The 17,282-nt window shown below is 59.6% G+C and carries 6 protein-coding genes; 1 reads left to right on the top strand and 5 read right to left on the bottom strand.

Features of this window, described 5'->3' with window-relative positions; genetic code table 11:
• Positions 1–298: 298 nt before the first annotated feature.
• Positions 299–601, bottom strand: coding sequence for a recombinase family protein (locus ACFPN5_RS19085; RefSeq protein WP_379785370.1), 303 nt, complete (start codon positions 599–601; stop codon positions 299–301).
• A 431-nt stretch (positions 602–1,032) separates the two neighbouring features.
• On the opposite strand from ACFPN5_RS19085, the gene ACFPN5_RS19080 reads away from it, so the two are divergent.
• Positions 1,033–2,295 (top strand): M12 family metallo-peptidase, encoded by a 1,263-nt coding sequence (locus tag ACFPN5_RS19080; protein ID WP_379785369.1) that lies wholly within the window; start codon positions 1,033–1,035, stop codon positions 2,293–2,295.
• A gap of 312 nt (positions 2,296–2,607) precedes the next feature.
• On the opposite strand, the gene ACFPN5_RS19075 is transcribed toward ACFPN5_RS19080, so the two are convergent.
• The 4 genes from ACFPN5_RS19075 to ACFPN5_RS19060 all read right to left on the bottom strand — a co-directional run bounded on the left by ACFPN5_RS19075 (position 2,608) and on the right by ACFPN5_RS19060 (position 16,815).
• The gene (locus ACFPN5_RS19075; protein WP_379785368.1) at positions 2,608–3,144 is read right to left on the bottom strand and encodes a papain-like cysteine protease family protein; all 537 of its coding nucleotides are present in this window, start codon (positions 3,142–3,144) and stop codon (positions 2,608–2,610) included.
• 118 nt (positions 3,145–3,262) lie between these two features.
• Positions 3,263–3,589: a hypothetical protein gene (locus ACFPN5_RS19070; protein ID WP_379785367.1), complete on the bottom strand. Its 327-nt coding sequence runs from the start codon at positions 3,587–3,589 to the stop codon at positions 3,263–3,265.
• Between the two features lie 34 nt (positions 3,590–3,623).
• Positions 3,624–9,983: a biotin/lipoyl-containing protein gene (locus ACFPN5_RS19065; protein WP_379785366.1), complete on the bottom strand. Its 6,360-nt coding sequence runs from the start codon at positions 9,981–9,983 to the stop codon at positions 3,624–3,626.
• A 4-nt stretch (positions 9,984–9,987) separates the two neighbouring features.
• Positions 9,988–16,815, bottom strand: coding sequence for a coiled-coil domain-containing protein (locus ACFPN5_RS19060; RefSeq protein WP_379785365.1), 6,828 nt, complete (start codon positions 16,813–16,815; stop codon positions 9,988–9,990).
• Between the last annotated feature and the right edge of the window lie 467 nt (positions 16,816–17,282).

Here is a 17,282-nt window from a genome sequence, read left to right as displayed (position 1 = left end):
CGTCATGTGCATCTTCTTTGGGAAGTAGGAAAGTTCGTCTGCCAGCCTCCCCCCATCCTCAAATAATTCCACATTCCATCCACCGCCCAAGTGATTTGGCCGAGAGCAGATCTCGTATGTGCGCTTCATACGACCACCTCACTGAGCAATGGCTGGCGTCACGACCTGTATCACGCTCGCGCGCGAGACGTCGTAACCCCTGGAGAGTGCGCTTATCGAACCGCCTCCCTTGTATCGGGCAACCATCGCCGCGCGCTGCTCGTGCGTCGTGCTTGCTAGGCCTCCGAGTGTCCTGCCCTTAGCCTTCGCTCGGGCCAAGCCTACTGGGTGCGCTCGACCAGCAGATCGCGCTCCATCTCGGCATGGCCGCCAACATTGCCAGCATCAGCTTGCTGGCAGACGAGTTCAGGTCCAGCTTGCTGAGCTGCAGGACGATGACTTCTATCCGGCGCGCGGCAAGCGTTTCAATCGTGGCATCGATGCCCTGGGCGTCTCGGCTCAGATGATCGAGCTCTGACACTACGAGGATCCCGCTGGCGCAGTTCTTGTGGAGGAGGACGCAAAAGTACGTACGGTGCAGCGCTGGCACCTTGCCGCTCACGCCATCATCCGCGTACCAGTATTCGACCTATTAGCCAACACGCGACAACTCGAGTCGCTGGTTCTCACTGTGCTTCTGTTTCGACCTAACTCGACCGTATCTGTAAACGCCATGCTCGCTCCGCCACCTCACTTAGTACTTGCCAACACTCAATAAAATTTAGTTAAATATAAACATGCAAGAAAGTCAAATAGCAGTTTCATAAACAGTTCTACCTGTCAGGATTGGTAGGTGTTCATAACGGTCGATTTCATGCAGGGGCTCCGGTTGCAAACTAGCATTTGAATCGCCCCCCTGTTGTCTATTCCAGACGGGCTACACAGGCAGCGTCGCTTTGGCGTTACGCCAGCGCCTCCCGTTTGTCCAAAACGAATTGTAATGTGTGTAACAAGAGACTATCTTGAACGTTCATTACTATCAAGGAGGATATTATGACCAGTACCGACGACGTGTTGGACCTGTTCGAAGCCTTTCCGAAAAGCGCAGACGTGCAAGTAGATGCGCAGGTAGTTCTGGGCCCTTATGGAATAAGGGCGCGCGTGGCCGAATTGAGTGCAGCGTTCCTCAATCAAGGCAACGCCCTCACTCCTGGTCCGTCAAAGGTTCGGTTGAACCTGTTCTCATCAGCGGATGACGACGCAACCTTTGTCGCATCGGGCCGTGTGGAGTCGTTTACGCCCTTTCAGTTTGAACCGGTAGCCCTGCTCGACGCCCCGGTTTCGCAAGATGGGGTGCTCGTTTTCTCTGGCAGGCTGGATAATGAGAGCGACTCAGCGGTGACCATCACCCTCGTAAACGGCGTCATCGACCTCGACCTGTTCGTGCCGTCGATTGGCTCCCTTGCGCACTTTCAAGCGATGCGTTTCGATACCACCACTCGCTACGTTATTCGTCAGCTAGATGGCGAGCTGCTCCCAGACTGCGGAGTCGAAGACGAGGACGAGGAGACGGAGGTGGACGTTGCTGACGATGGCGCAGGCGACCGAAGCGATATCGCAAATCCTGTTGCCAAACTGCTGATCGTTTACACCTCTCGAGTCAAGGCGGCGCTGGGTGGGGAAGCGAGTGTTCGAGCGCGTGCGGTATCGGCGGTGAATAAGGGGAACGATGTACTTGAAAACAGCAACGTCGATGTACGCCTCGGTTTAGCTGCGGTTGTCGAATTACCTGACTATTCCGAAATATCCGGCAAAAAAGGCTATTACACTATGCTCGAGCAGTTGGTCAAAGGAAGCGTCATTGGGCTTGAAAAACTGCATGCCCTGCGCGATCAATACGAAGCTGACCTGGTCAGCCTATTAGTTGCGAATGGCAGTCTCGGCGGCTTGGCGAACGTCATGAGCAAGCCGTCCGCATCGTTCGCAAATCGTGCCTATAGCGTCGTCAATTACGATTCTGCCTCAATTTGGACTTTGGTCCACGAGATCGGACACAACTTCGGCTGTTGTCATGAGACTGGCTGCAAGTACACCCCCTCCTATTCCAAAGGGCATACTTTTAAAGCCGACGGTAGTACCTGGAACACGGTCATGGTCAAACAAAGCGTTCCCGGGACACGCATTGGGTATTTTTCCAACCCACTCGTCAGCTTCCGGGGTGTCAGCACTGGGACTGAGGCGCGAAACAATGCCCGGGTCATTAAGGAATCCACATCAACCGTCATCGCATTCCGACCACTCCAAAATCTAGCGTGAGAAACGTTGGTCAGCCGAGTGTCCGCAGATCCACGATCTGCGCTCGAACGAACGTCGTCACGCTTGCACTAGTGGCAAGCTAATCTCGACACGGTCGGTGTGGCATTCCCCCATCGTGCGAGGCACCGTGAACTGACAACAAGAGTCGTTCTGGCTCAATCTGTGCTCAGAAGTACTTCATCGTTCGTCCGACATCACAAGAGATATGTCGAGTGAATTTAGCTGTGGCGCAAGAAAGTAACTCACCTTTCGCGTTTCAGAAGCCCGCTGGATTTACGGCACCAAGCATTTTTAGGTTCGGAGAACCGTTTTTCATGGGTAATGGATGATTTGCGGCCGCAGCTCCTGCCCGGCGCCTAGATCCTGCCGCGCGATCTCCTCAAGTTCAAGGGCGAAATGGCTGACAGATGCTCCATATGAACGTCCACCGTCAGGATCGATGATGTCGAGCACAGGATCCGGATCGCCTTCCGGACCACGAATACCGCTGAGGATCCGAACGTGCCGATATGTTGCCGTTGTTGAAAAGATTGCCGTCCCCACCCAGAGGGGGCCCTTGGACGCCAACAGCGAACGGTAGCTCGCAGACGTGTGCGAGCTTGGAGGCTCTGCGGTGAGAGCGAGCTGGACTGCGAGTTCAGCGATCTCAGCGCCGGTCACACCCTGATTCTGCCGAAAGGCGATCAGGAAGTTATTGCCCGCGAGGCGCGCAGCCTCTTCTTCCGTAACCATAAAGCCCCGCTTCCAGGACATGAGCATCGCAGTCGCCGCTGCCCAACAACTCATTGTCCTGGACTGCGCGATGACGGGCACTCGGTACTTAATATCTGACATGATTTTTCCTTTCATTGCCGATCTTGGGTTTTCGCCATCAAAACGCAGGCAACTCGGGCACCAAAATGCTAAAGTTGATCCGCAAACTCCATGTCGCATGCATCTGCCTTTAGCATGAGTGAAGCGTCTCAGCTCACGCGACCGAATCCACGATCCATTTCACGACTTGCTGGTCGCCAACCGTTCCGCCGTCGCCGCTCGCGATCGCATCGTTTCCATCGTCTCCAACTTCAGGGTTGAACATGTCCAGCGAGTAAATATGAAGCACACTAATTTTATCGGTTACGTCGCTCAGTACCACCGGCAATGATGCCAAACCCTGAGCCCACTTCCCCGTCCCTTTTGACAGAAAATCGGTAGGATCGCAGGTCCACGTATTGCCCAAGCCAAGCACATCGAGGAGCGTCAGGACTGCGGTATCCTGGCCCCACGTCAGCGTGAGCGTCACTTTCGAAGCCATGGCAATTTACCTCCACTCGAAAAATCGTTCAGGTTTATTTGCCGCTCAGCGGCAATGGTCGCGACGTGCCGATCACACGCAAATGCGTTTCATCGATACCGGGGGATGATCCAAACATCAGGACGCTCAAAGCTTCTGGAGAAGCGATGGGGACCTGTGCGACACGATCATTGGTACGCATCAGGCTCAGGATCCGAAGCCGGCCACCGCCTGCTGGCACTGGCCGAGTGAGCGTTGTCGCGCCCGCGGCATTCAGTTCCACTACCTCGACATGTTGCTCGACCGACCGTCCACCGGCGTCCGCAACCCAGTGGGAAACGGTCGCGAACAGCCGGAAGCGTGGCACTCCGCCACTGTCGGGTTCGGCGACAGACATCAGGCGGTTGATCGTGCGCGGATCTCGCGCATACCGAAGCTTAAGGACCTGTCCGCTGAGTTCAACTTTCAGGGACTCGACCACAACGACCTGCGGCGTGGCCCCAGCCAACTCCACCAAGAATCTCGATGTGTCAGGCGTGAACTGAACCCAGCTGCTTGCGACGAACGGTGAGCAACGCATCGGCAGGGCGCTGGTCGGCGGTACTGAGACATCGATGCCCAGCGCGGCGACGTCGATCGGCAGGCTCATGCCACCGCGCCACGCGCTCCCGCCTTGCTCTTGTGCGGCCAATAAGCTGTGCATGTCGCTAAAAGAAGGTGTGATATGAAGAAGCGGAGCTCCTTTTTCGCCGGTTTGGCGCGCGAACACGACTTTGAGTTGTACACCGGTGCTGCTCAAAAGAATCTTCGAGGGTGCGAGCCGCAGCCGTGGAAGGGTCGCCCGATCGGCGCCCTGCCCCGTACCATCTTGCTCCTCATCCGCGCCACTTTGCTCCCTCTTCTCCTCGGCGCGCGCTGCGAAGGGACGGAGCCCCTGCAGGCTAGCCTCGATGCGCAATCCATCGTCCTCAAAGGTCACTTTCACCTCGAAGAGCGCGGCATGGCCGGCAAGGCCAATCACGGTGAACCGAAACGTCTCGCCAGCGTCAGGGACATCGAAGATGAGCTCTATTGCTTCGGCGTCTTCCCTAAAGCCATACACCTTCCCGATCGGTGTCAGCTCGGCTTGTGCGGTCAGCCTGGGGTTCTCGACACGCCTGAACGAGAAGCGCGCCATCGGCCACAACTGCTTCCAATGCGTTAGCGCAGGCACGTCGACCAGCGAGACGAGGAAGGCCGCCCGGCGCGCGGAAGTGCCGCCAGCCACGGTATCGAACGAGAAGCCGAGGGGGCCATCGACCGCGAGAGGGATCAGCTCCCCCGTATGGCCCGTTGCTGTAAGTAGGACATCCCCCCCCACCTGCTGATACATCTTCCGAAATTCAGCGCCCTTGCCGCTTTCCTCCTTAGAAATAGGCTTGCCCTCGGCATCTCGCTTAAGCGGATCGATGCCGATGTCGACCACTACCTCGAGCTGCTCGCTGATATTGTCACCAGCACTCCAACCCTCATCGAGCTGGACCATGACAGGCGGCAGGGGCGCTGTCGCGACATTGCCGTCGAAATCGAGCGATTCCGTCAAGGGCAGGATCGAGCGCACGCTCGGTCTGAGAATTTCACGCGGGCGTGCAGCACCGACCTCATCGGCCAGGACCAGATGGCTGAGCCAACGGTCCTTGCCCGCAATTGCGCCACGGATGCGCTGGTTCGGGTCGGACGGTTTAAGGGGGCGGTAGCGGCTCTCGAGCTCGACTCCAAAACGCCACATATTGGCGCTGCCGGAATATCCTAAATCGATAGAAGTCAAAGGACGCCCGGCACCGTCCGTCGCTAAGTGCTGCCGCTTTAGAATCCCTGGAACCATTGGCCCGTGATCGTCGTCAGCCCGGTCTTGGAAAATCGCCAGGACCCATTCACTGAAGGGGTCACGGGCAGGTAGCATCTCGCATTTTTCGAGGGATAACATCGGCAGCTGCCGTCCGCGCCAGCTCCAGCGCTGTGGCACAACATAGAAACGGCCAACTGCACGGAAGAGGCTCCTGTCCCGAGCCATTGATGAGCTGCGATCTGGCTCGAGTCCGATCGCCGCGCGACGGCGGCGGTCGTGCACTTCCGGTTTGGCGACAAGCGCCCGTAGCATCGCGTCGCGATAGGTATCGAGCCCGATATCGAGCGGGCTTTCCACCCAGAATCGTTGTGGCGCACCGAGCCAGATCTGCGTGCCATCATCGAGCGTTTCGCACCGCATCGCCCGCACCACTTCTGGCTCGAAGCGCTTTACAGCCGCCGAGTCAATGGCCCCATAGATACACAGCTCGGCAACACAGCCTTCCGGAACTTTGACTTCCATTCGCTGCTCGGTCGTCCGGATCTCGAACCTGTCGCTTGCCGCGGCCGCGGAGAGGTGGATCGCCAGCGACGACCTTAACGCGACCGGGCAACCAGTCTTGCCTCGAATGCCGGCGCCGGAAGAAAGGCGATGAATGATCTCACCTTCGATGTAATATCGACTAACCGCAGGATCCGGCTGAAGCTCTTTGGCATCTGGCGCGCCAAGCGATCGGGCAGCAAACGCCTTGTCCAGGGCATGCTGCGTATTTTCCCGGGTCGCATCATCCTGTAGCCCCGCAGCTAACCAGCGCGACAGGGTTTCAAATTCCGCACGCGGAGGCGACACAAACCGCGTACGACTGCCGCTTCCCACATATCCAAGCACGATCGTCTCGGGAAGCGCGTCGCTCATGAGCGCATCGGCCACGACGACACCGTCGATCGCGACCCGTGGAATCCGGAGGCCGGCGCGCGCGCGATGATTCACAATGGTCAGAAAACCGTTCCGCAGCTCTTGAAAGTCGACGTCATCGGTGGAACCTGTGTCGGTCCACATCATGTCGCCGTCGCGCCTGAGGTCCGCGTTTTCACTGAACGAGACGCGTAGTCGCTCGTTGACCGGCTTGTGCGGCTCGACCAAGATGCGGACGTTGCGAAGCTCCGGCCCGGTCTCGATTTCAATACTTTTCGCAGCGACCTTTACCTTGGTCGCTGCCGCACGCATGATGACAACGCTCAAATGCGGATCATTTGGGTCTGGTTCGCCGCGCAGAATGAGCGCAAGCTTGTCGCCCGACGCGAGTGACAAATCGAAAATCTCAAGCAGCAATGACTGGCCGTTTCCGATGCTCAGCGTCCCGCGCGTCGCGCTCATAGCGAACAAGTGAAGCGGTCCACCTACCTCGATCCGCCGGCCGATATCTTCGAGTTCACTGGCAAGCGGGCTCACCGCATCGGCTGGATGGAAAGGCAATGGTTTCTTGTCAGACTCGATCGTAATCAGTAATTGGCCAGGCTTGATGGTATCGCCCGCCCTGATCATTACCGTAGTTACTTTCGCTTCCTCGAAACCACCCATATCGGACACTTCAACTTGAACTGGACCGCCTTCCAACACCAGCAGCAAGGAGCCTTTCCTGACCTTGTCGCCCAACTTCACTTTCATTTCCTTGACCTTACCAGCATAACGAGACTGAATTCGCATGCTGACCTTGTCCTGGCCGCCCGGCGCCGCAATCGTCACGTCTCGCAAATAATGGACTTTTTGGATCATTTCTGGTGGAGCGCAGTCAGCCACGACCGCCACCTTTCCCGCATGCTCAGCCATCTTGAGCCGGGCGGGATGCCTGTCACGCAAGCAAGACGGCAGCGCGCCACCCATTCCAACGACGAACAGCATGAACCACTGGTCAGTGTCGAAGATGAGGTGGGGCGTGATCCATCGCCCGGCGTCGGCCGCTCGCACAGTAACGAGCTGGTTTTCGGATGTGTTTATGTCCGAGTCATGTTCGGCGCGGCTGCTAAGCAGCCGGTTGTTGTACTCGATGAAGAAAGTCCTGAGGCCCAATATCTCGATCACCGCTCGCGGCAGCACAGGAACGCCGAGCGATACCCCATCAGCGCCGACTTGTAGTGTCGCCGGGCACAAGCTTCGCCAGGTCGCGGGCGCCTGCGCGCCATGCGCGGTTCGGCCGACCAGGACCCCCGCCCCGGCATAGTCATCCCACAGATCGTTGGTCGCCTTTGCCGGCTGGTCAATCCGCAACCGGATCGGCGCAGCTATCCGCGTCCCCAAGCTCGCTGCTCGCCGAGACATAAACCGATCGAACGCAATGTCGGCTTGACGCTTGAACCACTCAACGAGCGAAGGAAGCGCCGTGCCCGGCGTCGGCCCCCAGGTGCAGCCCCCACTACGCCCTGCTACAAACGCCTCCGCAGCCGCGACCGCGCCGTCCCGTAGTGCGCCGATGGGGTTTGGGGTCGATTTGGAAACCGCCTCGACAAAAGCCCCGGAAAGCCAACGAGCCAGAGGATTGCGCCACATGTGCGACAACACCGGAACGGCATCGAGCGCCTCTACCGTCGGGAGGGCCGCGGCCGGCGTGACAGTATCGACACCGAGCGACAAGGCGCCGGCAGCGGCAGTCGCAATCACGACACTCTCGCCGCGGGGCCGAAGCTGCATTTCGGTCATGGCCGCATGGTCGGCACCGACGGCCTCGCTACCGCCCGCGGCGACTGCGAACACACTGCCGAACCAGCGAAACGCGATCCACAGCGTCTTGGCTGCAGCCGGTAAAAGCGGAATGTCCGTCTCGATACCACCGAGAACGACCTTCACCGAGGCGCCTGTGCCCAGCATCGCCTTGACGGTCAGGCGCGACACAGGAGGTGATGCCAGTGCTGCGAAGGCTCCCTCGCCAAAACTCAAGTGGAGCTCGCCTGCATCGCCTGCAGCGACTTCGACGAGGATGCGGAATTCTCCTGCATCGCGCATATCGAGGACGCCGCGAAAACCGACACGGCCAGTGCCCTCGACATCGTCGGGGGTTTTGCGGGTGGGATCGAGCGCCACGAAAAGCGGGATAGCATCCGCGGCTGTTCCAGCGATAAGCGGAAAGCGGCGCGGCGCATTGTCTCGCGCGTAGAGCGCCTCCTGCCACTGCGCGCGTATCAGGGCTGCCAGCATCCCCTTGTTAGATGGTGAAATAGCGCGCAGCGCTTCACTGTAGGCCTGGCGCGTCTGCGCCAGTGTCGATGAATCAGACCGGCGGGCCTTCGTCGCCAGATCCCAGGTGCTCCGGGCCTTCGCGAGATCCTGGAACGCGTGCTCGAGGAAGGATGCCCACCGCTCGACACCGTCGGCCAACAGCCAGCAGCGTTCCTGCTCGCCGAGGATGGCCGCGAGGCGGACAGCCATGGCGCCAACGGCGGCTCTGCGGTTCGTATCCGTCTCCTGCTCGACGATTTGTTGAAGGAGGTCGATCGCTGGCGGAGGGCTCTCGCGATCGCCGATCATGCCGCTATGTGCCAGGTCACGCATCACCGCGCGCCGCCAGTCCAGCATCTCAACTGAGGAGTCGTCAACAGTCTCCAACGCCGCCGTGAGATCGGCAACGCAAACGACCGCCTCGCCTATCGCCGCAGGTTCATAGCCTCCAGGCTCCGCACCGCCTCCTCCGGTGACGGCGACCGGGCGTGTGCCTTCAAGCGCAGCTCGGGCTGCGGGGTTTCCCCCGATCCACATCTCGGCGGGACTGATGACACGGTTGCTCGTGTCATCCTCAGCTGCCAGGTCGTAACGTTTCGCCGGGTCTTCGGCTGGATCTACCAGCGCATATCCAGCATGGACAGCGTTATCCAAAGTTAGGGTCAGGGGTACGATCCACCTCTTCGCATCGTCATCGAGCGGTTTGGTCGGCGGTTGCGGTGCCAAGGTCGCCACGATGCCGTTCAGCGTAACGGTGAAGGTCGGTGCGGCGACGAATGGATCCGCTTCATCTTTTCCGTGCTCGATTAAAAGGCAGGCCGCGACGTTCATTGCATCCGCATAGGGGATTGGCGCCGGAAGACTAGCCGCGCCAATGAGCGCATCGCACCAATATTTACCCTGGCGCTCCGGATGAACCGACGACCAGGCGGGATCGTGGACGTCGAGGTCCCCGCTCGCGTCTCGCGGTTCGATCCGTGCGACGAACGGCACGACAAAGCCCTTGGCTTGCTTCATCATTTCTGCCCATTGCGGTGCATGGCCCTGCAAGGCTTGGCAGAACGTCTTTTCCTCGGCCGCCAGCGCATAGGGGATCGGTATGGCTCGCAGCTGTTTCGCTCCCCCGGCCACGGACCAAACGCTCCAGCAACCGGCTGCTTCGAGGCTGCTCCATTGCCAAGGCTGATAGAGCGCGTCTTCGTCCAGTGGCGAGGGGACGGGATCATCCGGATGCTCAAGCGCAAGATAGGGCGCCACCCGTACCACCAGCAGCGCTCTTATGAAGTCGTCCTTCAAAGGGAGTATGTCGGAGAACTCGTCTGCCGCGAGTGGAAGCGATACACAATGAATGTCGAGGCCAAAGGATGCGGTCATCGTCTTACTCGTAGGATTTTGAGTAGGAAGACTTGCCCGAGCCACTGCCGGCAAGGACATAGGTAATGTGCTGACGAACCGAGCGTTTGATGAAGCGGCTTAGCCGCACTTCCGCCGTCAATGTGCCCGAACAATCGAGGCTACTGCCGTTGTATCGACAGGCAAGCATCACACTGATGCTGATCGTGATAACGCCGAAAACAAGAGCTGACCCACCGGCATGAAGAAAAAGCACGATCGCAATCGTCTGACCGCCTCCTTGGCTCATCCAGCTCATTTCGGCCTCAACGCCAAGTCGCAGGAACACCGAGCCGGAGGCAACGCCGAAGTTGAATCCGGCGCCGGCGCCGGCGACGATGCCGATCGACACCGTTTGGATGAGCCGATTGTCCGCCGGCCGGTAACGTGTTGTCGAGACGAGGTAACCGCCTCCCTGCAGAAAGGCGACGGTAAGAACGAACGGGGCCGTTCGCGTTCCCACCGCCGCGTTGATGACCAGCTCGAACTCGTCCTTCACTATCACTTCGAACTGAATCGACAGCGACAGTCCGGAAATCGCGAACGCTCCAGCACTCAAGTCTGGGAGCACCATGTCAAGCGAGGTGCCACGCCCGACGTCTTCGCCGTTGGCCAGCACCGGATAGAGTTCGATACCCTTACCCTGCGCAACCTGCTCGAGCAGCATTACCAGCATCTGCATCGCGTCGGCAAAGACGAGACGGTCGGGTCGGATCTGGACGTCGAAGCTTCCGTTGTCGAGACGCACCAAGGTGTCGCGAAAGCCAATCACCGCATAGTCGGAAACCGACAGTTCGAGCGTGCCGGAGACCTGGCCGTCGTTCCGGCTGGTGATCTTGCCCTTGTCGTCCGCCTCGGACAGCGAATGCGCCTCTATCTTGCCTGCCAGCATGGCGACGGTGACCGGCCCGAAGTTCAGTATCCGCTCGCGCGCCCGCAACTGCAGGTCGATGCTCGCGGAAAGCGAGGTGACCTGCCGATCGGCGTCGAAGTCCGTCTTGGTCACGACATAATCGCTGAGGCGCTCGATCGGTACTGGTAGCGAATCGGGAAAGAGATCGCGCAGGCCGGCGATCGAATCGATTATGTCGCTTATGCCCAGAGAGGCCTGCAGCTTCTCAAGCTGCTCCGCGACCCCGGCGCGGGAGCGGTCCGCGATTAGCCCGATGCGGTCCGTGAGCGCATTGAAAGGCTGGCTGACGCCGAGTTCTCCCGCAAGATCCTGGGCGGCGGCGCCGAGCTGCCGCGCTTGCTCGATCCTCGCCTCGGTCTTCGCGACCAGGGCGATCGCGGGCGTGACGTCAATGCCGAGCTTGTCCTTGGCGACCGACAAGCCGAACGCCACTTCGGGGCGCGTCGCAGAAATGCCGTCTCCCACCGGCGGATCGCCGAGCGCCCGCACGAGCCGCAGCGCCGCGTCCCCTTTCTGATAAAGCTTCTCCGCCTTCTCATAAGCTGGCTCGACCCGCTCCAGCACCGAGCTAACCGTTCGCATAGCACTATCGCGCACTTCCTCGACATGGCCGAGGAGATCCTGCGCGACTACACCGAGCGCACCCTCGATCTTTTCGATGGTGTCGCATCCGGCAGCCGTGATCTCCGCTGCAATGGAATCGATCCACTTGTCCAAGGCCCCCACGGTGGCATCGAGCTTTTTGGCATACTGGTCAAGCGCTTCCACCGCGGGCCAGGCGTAGGTGACAAGCGCGCACAGGGACTGCTTGAGTTTGGGCCGGGCCGACTCGAGCGGTCCGAGGAAGGCCGTCTTAGCTTGCTTGGCGATGTCCTGTGCCTGCGCTCGAATTTGCACTGGAACGCTGTCTGCGCGGTTGAGCTCTGCGCTCAGCAGAGCGGCGACTTCCGTGCCCGGCCAGCTCCCGATCGTTTCCAGAATTGTGTCGCGCTGCTCCTCAAGGTCTTTCCGTGCAGCCAGCAGCATCTTCTCGGCCAGCGAGAGCCCTGCCGCGACGTCGGTGGACAAGTTGAGGGCGTTCGCATCGATATCCTGGTAAAGCTGGCGCCACTTCTCCAGCAGCGGCTTGAAATCGGCATCGGTGGCAATGTCTCTAAGCTTCTTGCCCAGGACATCCGCTGTTTCCTTGGCGTTCAGCGAGAGATCGATGAGTTTTCTGGCGGAGTCCGCTAACGCGTCGATTGCATCGGCAAGCCGGCCAACGAAATGGGCTCTGTCCCGCACTTTGGCGCTCGCGGCGTGCGCTTTCACCACGACAGCCGCAAGTTGCTTGCGGAGCTCGGCTTCCTGTTGCGCAGTAAGCACATTCGGTCCGATCGCGGACACCCATACACCGATCTTTACTATCTCGGCCTTAAGCGCATTGCTGACGTTTGTGAAGCTCGTAAGCGTATCGCGCGCCTCGGTAATCACCGACAACCCGCTCTCGACGGTAGAGCGGATCAGCAAAAGCGCGTTGACGAGTGTTGCCCGAACGACCGATGCTAGTTCATCGACATTCTGTATGGCCTTTGCCCGCAGCTCCTCGGCATCGCTGGCCGCGTCGTTCAGCGCCGCCCGTACTGTCGCAACGGCTCTGTCGACCTCCCCCATGGGTTTCACGACGAGCGTTTGGTCGACAACGCTGCTCAAGCGAACAGCGAAATTCCCCATCGCTTCATCGACAAGGGTATCGATCGCGGCGCACGCCGCACCGGTCCCGGGCAAGGTTTCAAGCATGGCGCGCAGGTTCTCGCGTGCTGTGTGACTATTGTCGCGGATCTCGTTCACCGCTGACCTCGCCCGCGCCAGGATCTGTACCGCCCGTCCCTTGACTGCTTCCAGATCGCCGTTCGCGCGTTCCAGAGTCGTAGATACCCGTGCGCCGGCTTCCCGCGCTGCATCGTCGATGCTTTTTTCGATCGCGTCGAGCATTGCTTGAATACCGCTCGACACTGCATGACGTTTACCTAGCGTCGCGCTTGGCTGCTCGGGCGCCGACCGCGATATACTCACATTGGCGAGCCGGACTGCGGGCCCATCCTTGAATCGGCCGTCGGCCAGGCTGACTGCCGTTTCGCCCTGCACAAGGCCTAGCGTGAAGCGCTCCCATCCAGGCGCCTCCTGTGTTGGCCGGGGAAGCGTCGCTGGGCTCGGCGTCGGGATATGCGGCGCAATCCAAGGTTCGGGTGCCGGTGGCATGTCCACGCCCGCGAATATTGGCCAGAGGTCCGTATCGCGGTGGGCGTCTTCTTTCGTCCATGTGAAAAAGCGCAGCCGCTCAGGCTGGGCGATCTCCACCGGCAGCTCGGCCTTGCCCGCGGCAACCATGAGATCGACCTTGGGCTTGGGATAAATCGACGCCGGCGACATCGGGTCGGATGGGTCGCCACTGTCCTCGAATTCGGTCCGCCACAGAGGAACCTCCCAACCGTCCAGGCCAACGTCGCGGCCCCAGCGGCTATCGACATGGATGCGCTCGTTGCGGAACGCCGAGGCCTTTAGCGGCCCAGCCGCTGACGCCGGTGTCACCTCGCTTTCGGGGTAGCGCCGGATTGGCTGGAGAAGCTCTACATACTCCTCCATTTTACGCAGGACGGGACGGCCATAATGCGTATCTTGAGTCTCGCCGATCGGGCCCTCATTCACGAATTGCGCCGACGGAACGACGCTCCGCTCGTAGACGATCACATGCTTCGCGCGATTATGCAGACACGCGATACGGCCAATACGCTCGAGCCGGTAGCGATGCACCCGGCCCATCGCCGTCAAGGTCTCGATGATGGTGAGGCCGTTCGCGAATTCCGCGCGCTGCTCGCCAAATCCACCCAATGCCGTCAGCGAAAGCCGGTCGACATGGCCAGCGTCCGATCGGGGTTGGGACCACACCTGGCGGATGATATTGCCCGATTCAAAGGGCCACGCAACGCCGCCGGCTAGGCCATCATCGACGAAAGGAGCGCCGACATTATCCGGCTTCGCTTCGCCAAGCGGATAGCGTAGCCGCGCATTGTTGCGCAGTGTAAAGGTCAAGTCAGCGTCGAACTTGCGTGCGCCATTGTCGGTTTTTGCGATCTCGATAGCACCGAGCCTCGAACCGGCCGCTCCAATCAACGCGTTGGCACGTTTCCAAAAGGGATGCTTCCGCCCTGTTTCCCTGGGCGGTAGGTTGCCGAGATAAGCGCCGAGCTCGGCGGCACGAGCCACCGTTTCCCTGCTGCCCACAAGGTCTGGCTCAAGATGCGTCGACAATCCGTAGAGGAGTTCGAAGTCGGCAGCCGCGAGGCCGACCCCTGAAAGCCGTCCGCGTGCGGCACCGAACAGTCGGGCGATATTGAGCGGCGGCTCGCCGTAGTCGCTGTCGAGCGCAGATGGGTCGAACACGATCGTCGTAGCCGGCCCGTAGCGAAAATCGGCCAGCTCACCTGCCTCGAGATCAAAGTCCGTTCGCTCCGGAGGCGGCTCTCTGTTCTCTGGCAGTTCGCGCTCGGGGTTCCGACGCTTTTCCATTGCTTCGCCTATCGCCTGCGGCGGTAGCAGGAGCGTGACTCGCTGCGACGGCGTCCGCACCAGCCAGCGTCCAGCACTGCTGTCCCACGCAGCGACTTTATCGCTGCGGATAAGTTCGTTAGCCGACAAGAGATCACCCAAGTCCACAGAGGGCGCGGCGGCGACCATGAAAGGCCGCCGCATTATCGTAAGGCTGAGCGGCGGAGCGACGTCCTGGGGCGCTGTGTAGTCGCCGAAGAGCACCTGAAGTTGGAGAAAGCGGTCGCGGTCCGCACGTCCCGTTTCGAACACGAAAAGATCGAAGCTTGCACGGCTGGGTTTTTCGTCACCGAGCGTAAGAAATAACGGATCGTCGCCGTGGTGATTGCTGCGCCCTAGCGGATCTTGACGGAGCGCGTCGTCGAAGACGAGATCGTCTTCAGGACGATCCTGGGCGACCTGACGAATACGCTCGACCGGAAGTTTTCCAGATATCAGATAGCTCGGTGAAAGTAGACCGCTGAAAGGTGACGGCCGGCCCCCCGGCCGGCCGGGCATCACGACGATGTCAAATGACAGCGCCTTCCGATGTTCCGGATCGTTCGATCGATCCGGACTGTCAAAGGTGAGGGCGAAGGCACCGACGCGCGAGGTCTGCTTGTCGGGAAGTTTTGCCAGGTTTACGTGCAAAGCGTATCCGCACGCACCGTCCACATGAGCGTCGGCGCCCCAGCCAACGTCGATTCGCCCGTCCGGTACCTCTTGACTCGGATCCGGTTTACCGGGCTCCGGGACGGGTGTGGCGAGACGCGGCGCAGCGAGATTCCCTTCATAGGCAATGCCGACTCCGCTATGGTCGCGAAACGCCTGAAATTGGATACGCACCCCTTCCACACGAAAGCGCCGCGCCTCAGCTGCAGCTGGCAGAAGCGTGCTGTCGGCGAAATGCGGTGCGAACCCTTGGAAGGCGGCATCCAGGTCCGGGTCGCCATCGAGACGTACGAGCCGTTGTGCCGCCGCTTTGTCCATGACCCGGCCATGCAACACCCAAATCACGGTCCATCTGCGCCGGGACGAACCTGACACGTCAAATGTCGGGAGCATCGACATCGCCGACCGACCCGAGACGTTATCAAGCGCCGAGGCGACCTCGCGAGCGACCTGAATGTTCCATGCAGCTACCCAATCTTCCAGAGATCCATGCAACCAAGGTCGTAGCCCAGGTGGATTTGATCGTAGCCAGTCCTGGTGCGGCCGCAGCTGAATACTCCAATCGCTCGCCCCAGTCAGCTCAAACAGGCTGGCAAATGTCGACTCGGCTTCCTGGCGCTGGACCAGCTCGAAGCTTGGCTGCTTGTCCATGAGATCGACAGGAAAGCCAGGAATAAGCGGCCGCGAACTGTCGGGATCGAGTCTGATCCGCCCTTGCAAACGTAGTACCAGGCGCTCCGTTTTTTCGCCCGTGGACATCGTCCAGCGCTCGAACAGAAACGCTCGCGCCTCGTACCGGCCATGCTGATCGCCGGGGACGATTCCTATAGAAGAGAGTAATGCCGGAGGTTGATTGAACGTGTCTGATTTACCGCTTGGCGGCCTGGGCCTCGGATCACTGGCAAATCGTATCAGCCCGCTCGGCCTATCGTCGTACTGCGCGTGCCAGACGATTTGATCGTCGCGCAGCTCCTGGCTGCTGCTCGACTCGAAGGCATGACCGATGGCGATACGATGAGACGCCAAGGTATGGGGAAAGCCAACTTGATCAAACAAGCGCTGGCGGGCACTTTGCAATCCCGTGCGGCGCAGCCGGATAATACCGTTGGATAAGCCAACCGGCACAACGGAACGCAGTGGATTTCCTGCCAGCCTGATGAAGAGCTCGACGGAAAAGCCCTTGATTGTGGTACTTTCGTTGAACTGAACGGACACGCGCGAACGCCGCAACACAGGACCATCGTGACCTGACCCGGGGCCGTTGGCCGCATCGACGACCAACAGGGGTAGGATTGTGGAAGTGAGCTGCCCTTCAAGTGCGCGCTCATACTTGAAGGTTACGAAGCGCTCGACGTCGACGAATGCGACAGCGTTTGAGAGGCCATCGACTTGTGCTTCAGCAGCCGTCGGCCGGGTTCCCCCGAACGTCTTTCGCAACGTTGCAGGATCAACGGTCTGAAGGTCAGCGTCATCGCACAGCAATGCGTGAAGCCGGTCGAGGTCGAGCTCTTTGATCGACGCAACCTCCGCGGCGTCCACCAATCGAACAAGCCTGGTCTCCGAGCCCCCCTTGATCGCCGTGCCGAAAATGAGTGCTTGCCGATCCCCCGTATCTGGATCGCGACGGACAGCAACAAAAGCAACTCGGATCTCGGTCTTCATTGCCCGCCTCAAGTTAAAGCTCGTTCCGCTCAGTTGCCTTACAAATTCACTGGTCGATTCTAGTGAATCGCAAGACACCCATGCAACTAATTATGAAATTACCAATCAAAGCAGCACTCATCAGGACTAGATTCACACGCAGAAATGAACGGCCTTTCGCGGCGTTATTAAAATCGTCTAAATTTGCCGCTAGTTTATTGTGGCACGCATGGCCCGATCCGGCGCAATGAAAAGCGAGATGCCCGTTTGCTACGCGCATTGACGCCTTCCATCTCCAAGTGAAATTCTCATAGGAGCGGTTCCGAACTCCAAACCGAGCGTAGCGCAATATATCTAAGCGTACACGTAATTTCATGAATCAAGCCGCCCAAAAGAGGGCAAAGCCAAATCCGGCCAAGTAGTCATATATTAAACATGGTTTTTAAAAAATGTAAACTGCCAGTCCTTTTTTATTTCAAAACTGTTGT

This window comes from Massilia niabensis, assembly GCF_042655085.1.
GTDB classification, from domain to species: domain Bacteria; phylum Pseudomonadota; class Gammaproteobacteria; order Burkholderiales; family Burkholderiaceae_D; genus Telluria; species Telluria niabensis.
The sequence above is the reverse complement of the archived record's forward strand: the minus strand, read 5'-3'. Positions and strand labels throughout refer to the sequence as shown.

Bases quoted from the DNA above. Each gene is read 5' to 3' on its own strand.
- ACFPN5_RS19080 (WP_379785369.1), top strand. From the start codon at position 1,033: ATGACCAGTACCGACGACGTGTTGGACCTGTTCGAAGCCTTTCCGAAA.
- ACFPN5_RS19075 (WP_379785368.1), bottom strand. From the start codon at position 3,144: ATGAAAGGAAAAATCATGTCAGATATTAAGTACCGAGTGCCCGTCATC.
- ACFPN5_RS19070 (WP_379785367.1), bottom strand. From the start codon at position 3,589: ATGGCTTCGAAAGTGACGCTCACGCTGACGTGGGGCCAGGATACCGCA.
- ACFPN5_RS19065 (WP_379785366.1), bottom strand. From the start codon at position 9,983: ATGACCGCATCCTTTGGCCTCGACATTCATTGTGTATCGCTTCCACTC.
- ACFPN5_RS19060 (WP_379785365.1), bottom strand. From the start codon at position 16,815: ATGAAGACCGAGATCCGAGTTGCTTTTGTTGCTGTCCGTCGCGATCCA.